This is a genomic window from Bowmanella yangjiangensis, from assembly GCF_017255015.1.
Taxonomy (GTDB): domain Bacteria; phylum Pseudomonadota; class Gammaproteobacteria; order Enterobacterales; family Alteromonadaceae; genus Bowmanella; species Bowmanella yangjiangensis.
On sequence record NZ_JAFKCS010000079.1, the window covers coordinates 1 to 3,887 of the forward strand.

Below are 3,887 nucleotides of genomic sequence, written 5' to 3' on the forward strand. Positions count from 1 at the left end.
CCCCACGACGCTAAACGGGTTTCCCGGCATGTCATCCTTGGAAATCACAGAGATCACCGGGAAGGGTCACAAGAACGTTCTACGAGACATCGCCAAGATGGTCGCCGCTCTGGAATCTCATGGCTCTGATTTGAGCCGTCAGGTTGTTCGGACTCAGTACAGGGACAGCCGAGGTAAATTTCAGCCCGTTGCCGTCATCGACAAAGAGCTGACCTTCACCCTCCTTTCACGCTACTCCTACGAGCTATCCAATCTCATCGTCAAGCGCTGGCTTGATCTGGAGGGCTCGGGGTTCGCTCGGATGTCCGTGCAAGCATCCGTAGCCCACCTTGTTGAACGCGAGAAAGATGTTTACCGGAAAGCCATGAAGGACCTGCGGCGAAGCTCCCAATCGCAGACACCGGGAGCTAAAGCGCTTAGACGATGCAAAGCCGCAGACGCACGCGTATCTGCCCTTGTGCGCCGCAACGCCGCCCGAGAGAGTCACTAAACGTCGACACAGACGCTCATCAGCTTCAAGCAATGTATAGGCTTCCGCAAGAAGCCTCGCTCGGTCACCCAGCTACAGTACCAAGACATCATGGGCACCCAAGAGGGGCAATTTGCCATGGTTTCGATGGTAGTCGTGCTGATAAGCTGCTTTGTGACCTCGCTGTACAGTCATACGCTTAGGAGGAGCCATGTCAGAAACGGTCAACATTGGAGAAGTGGCAGAGAAGTTATCAGTCGATATTTTCAAGCACTTCTTTTGGAGCATGCACCCCAAATGGAATGAAAAATTCCAATGCTCAAATCCAAACCATAAAGATTCGGATGGAGCACAAAAATCGGTGCACCCCGGTGATGTCTTATTCTCTTATGAAGATCCATATTTAGGCATAACAACCTATCTGCACACGGACCTAAAGAGCTACGACAAAAAGTCCATTACAAAGACAAAGATGCGTGACGCGCTTAAGTCGCTTTCCATAGCAATTGAGTGTGCCCGTGACTCCGACTCTTGGCGAAAACTGTACTCCATCGACTCATCAGAAGATTACGAAGTAAAAGGTTTGCTCTTCATCCACAACCATGACCATCGTTATCAAGGTGCATTCTATGATGTCATGGAAAAAGTCGGCCTCGAATCAATACCAATACCACCCAATGTATACCTTCATTACCTTGGCCCCCAGGACATCCAGCGTCTTTATAGCATTGCTAACGACATCATCAGGCTCATGCACGCCAAGGAAATTTCAAGTGACTATACATTTTACTACCCCGACCTCGTAATGAGGCGCCGACAGGGTGATGTTTGGTCGCAGCCGGCAACAGTCGAAGCGCTGACGAGCCCTTACCTAATTGTGCAACACAAGGGCACTGAGAGCGCAGCGGCCGGATATATTGTCTACTACAACAGGCCAGGAAGCTCATCCTCAGAATTTGAATATTTCTTGGACAGCCTATCACGCTACCAAATGCTGGAGTCTGGAAAGTCTCTTCAGGTTAGGGTTACCTGCGCCGCTCCCGACAAAGAAATCCAGAGCAATTTCCGCTTAGCGAAAGAGAGATATGCGAAGGCTTGGGGTTTTGAGCCCGTAAGACAGATAATTTTAGACGAAATAAAATTCACACACATCACAGCAGTAACTAACGCATATAATCCAGGCTGGATGGGGTGGCGCGAATGAAAAAGAAAACATATGGACCGGCCTTATACTTTGCCTCCGACAAAAACATATTCGACGCACTGATTCAGCATAAAGTCGATGCGCCCACTCTGGCATCGCTTTTCGAGAGACGAAACACAATAGTTTCCAAGAAAACTCCGCGCGATGAACTTGCCGAGTATTTTTCTCGACTAACACACGACTACTATGATCATCGAACCATATCCCAAAAACTGGGAAGCCCTCCCCGCAGAGAGCGGACCACATCAATGGACTTGGTCGGAAAGATTGATCCAGAGAACATGAGGCTTGCCTTAGAAGAAATAAAAAAGGATATCTCCGCAGGTGGCGATACAGCACATATTTCTCGCAACGGAAATAACTTTTCCATTCTCATTCAGTACTCACTAATAGACTACAAGAAAACGGAATTCTCTCAAGTCCAAATCAAAGACGGCGTAATTGAGTTCATCCAAACCACTGAGGGCTACCTCATCCGCAATGCACAAAATGAATTCATGAACACTGTGAGGGACGAGGTCGTAGCGAAGGTCGACAAGGAAATAGAAGGATTAGAGAAAGTAACTGTATCCCTCTACGAGATCATAGACCCTAAGCTCAGGACAAAATTCTTCATCGACCTGATAAATGGTCTTGAGGGATTTTCACGGCGTGACGTATCCGACGTATACGTCCACAAACCGAAACCAACAAAATCCGACCATCTTGAACTAACCAGCGATGATGACGAAACACACATCGAAAAAGTCTTACTCAAGGGCAACGGAGTCACGCGCTCAGCACTACTAATTGAGTTAACATCTGATGAGTACTATATAGTAAAAATCGGCTGGACCATGCAGCGAACCTTGGGAAACGGGGACATCTACGATATAGAGGTCTTATTTGCCGACCCAGTGAATTGCACAGGATTTTCTATTTTACTAAAAGGCGTATACCCATATGTCGATGGAAAGCCTGGAAAGAGGCGCCCACCTCTAAAATCGGAAATAGACGAAATATCACGAATAGTTGAGACAACAGCACGCTCTTTAATGGCGAGCCTGAAAGCTTGACGATGTTCATGGAGGGACGAAAATGATATCTCGATACAAATGGTATGAAGTTCGACTTCCAATCGACACCAAAGAATTCATAAGAAAACTTCAAACCAACACATACACGCCAGCAAGCAATTTCGGATTCATTGTTGACGAAAGCAACTTTCGATTTCGGTTTATTTGGGAATCCACAATCAACACCACACTCCTGGACAGCGAGGGAAATCCTCAAAACCAAGAGATATCAACCATCAACTCTCAAGATGTTGCCATCATCATCGGCGCGAGAATCATGTTCAGAGTCGAAAGCCCCGCACGATCCACTCGCGAGCTAATGAATAGCCTTGAGAAGATTATAGGTTTTGGTTTTTCATGCCAGCCTATATCACTGCGAGACCAAGACATTCAGAGCGCGCTCGCTGGAGTTGACAATAAAAATCTAAACAGCTTGAAGGTCTCTGGCTCCCTTCGAGGGGCGAAGGCCCTTGCAAGAATTGAGATTGCCTCCAAAGAGGGGCTAAATCCAAGTGAAATTGAAATATTAAAATCAGGGGAGTATGTCGTAGAGGCAGCCCTGTATGATGTCTCATTTAAAGGCGTACGAGGGCAAATAGGTTTTTCCAAAGCGGGGACCTGCAAGCTAAGCGGGCCATTAAAGGAACTACTCCTATCAAAAATTGAGAAGGTCCTACTTGACCGTCTCAAAGCATAATAAAATCTCAAGCCTTAAGCTTATCTACGCTCCTCACACACAAATCGTCCCGCACAGCCACACAATAGAGTCCAACGCTCAGGCCCTGAGACCCTATCCGGTCCAGGGCTTTTTAGATTACCCGACAAAATCAGTAGGATGCTCCATGAGCTGGCCTCAGGGAGCCTACTGGTTCACCGTGAGTCTTCGAGTCGCCGTCTGGACGCTTTAAATGAAAAACCAACAGAAATTTTTGAGTCCCCATTTGATCACTCTAACCGTCGCCATTCCCCCCATTACGGGCCCGGTTGCGCGGGATAATGACCTCGAAAAACTGCTCTACCATGCCCTCCTGTAGGCTCGCCAACTGTCACCAACGCTGTCACCATCGTGTCACCAGAACCGCTTGAGGTCCCCTATGAAGCCCGCTACGCTTGGCCCGCAGCCACCTACCTCCCAGTTCTGGGCCAATCCACAAAATTT

At 47.8% G+C, this 3,887-nt stretch carries 4 protein-coding genes; all 4 read left to right on the forward strand.

The features are described 5' to 3' along the window. Positions 1-490 (forward strand): Rha family transcriptional regulator (locus J0A65_RS21735; protein WP_206596417.1); only part of this gene is annotated, 490 nt, incomplete at its 5' end. Between the two features lie 190 nt (positions 491-680). Beyond that, positions 681-1,673: a hypothetical protein gene (locus J0A65_RS21740; RefSeq protein ID WP_206596418.1), complete on the forward strand. Its 993-nt coding sequence runs from the start codon at positions 681-683 to the stop codon at positions 1,671-1,673. Further along, entirely contained in the window at positions 1,670-2,728 is a 1,059-nt protein-coding gene (locus J0A65_RS21745) for a hypothetical protein (RefSeq protein ID WP_206596419.1), read from the forward strand. The genes J0A65_RS21740 and J0A65_RS21745 overlap by 4 nt, the downstream gene beginning before the upstream one ends. A 22-nt stretch (positions 2,729-2,750) precedes the next feature. Next, the gene (locus J0A65_RS21750; protein WP_206596420.1) at positions 2,751-3,425 is read left to right on the forward strand and encodes a hypothetical protein; all 675 of its coding nucleotides are present in this window, start codon (positions 2,751-2,753) and stop codon (positions 3,423-3,425) included. Positions 3,426-3,887 lie beyond the last annotated feature (462 nt).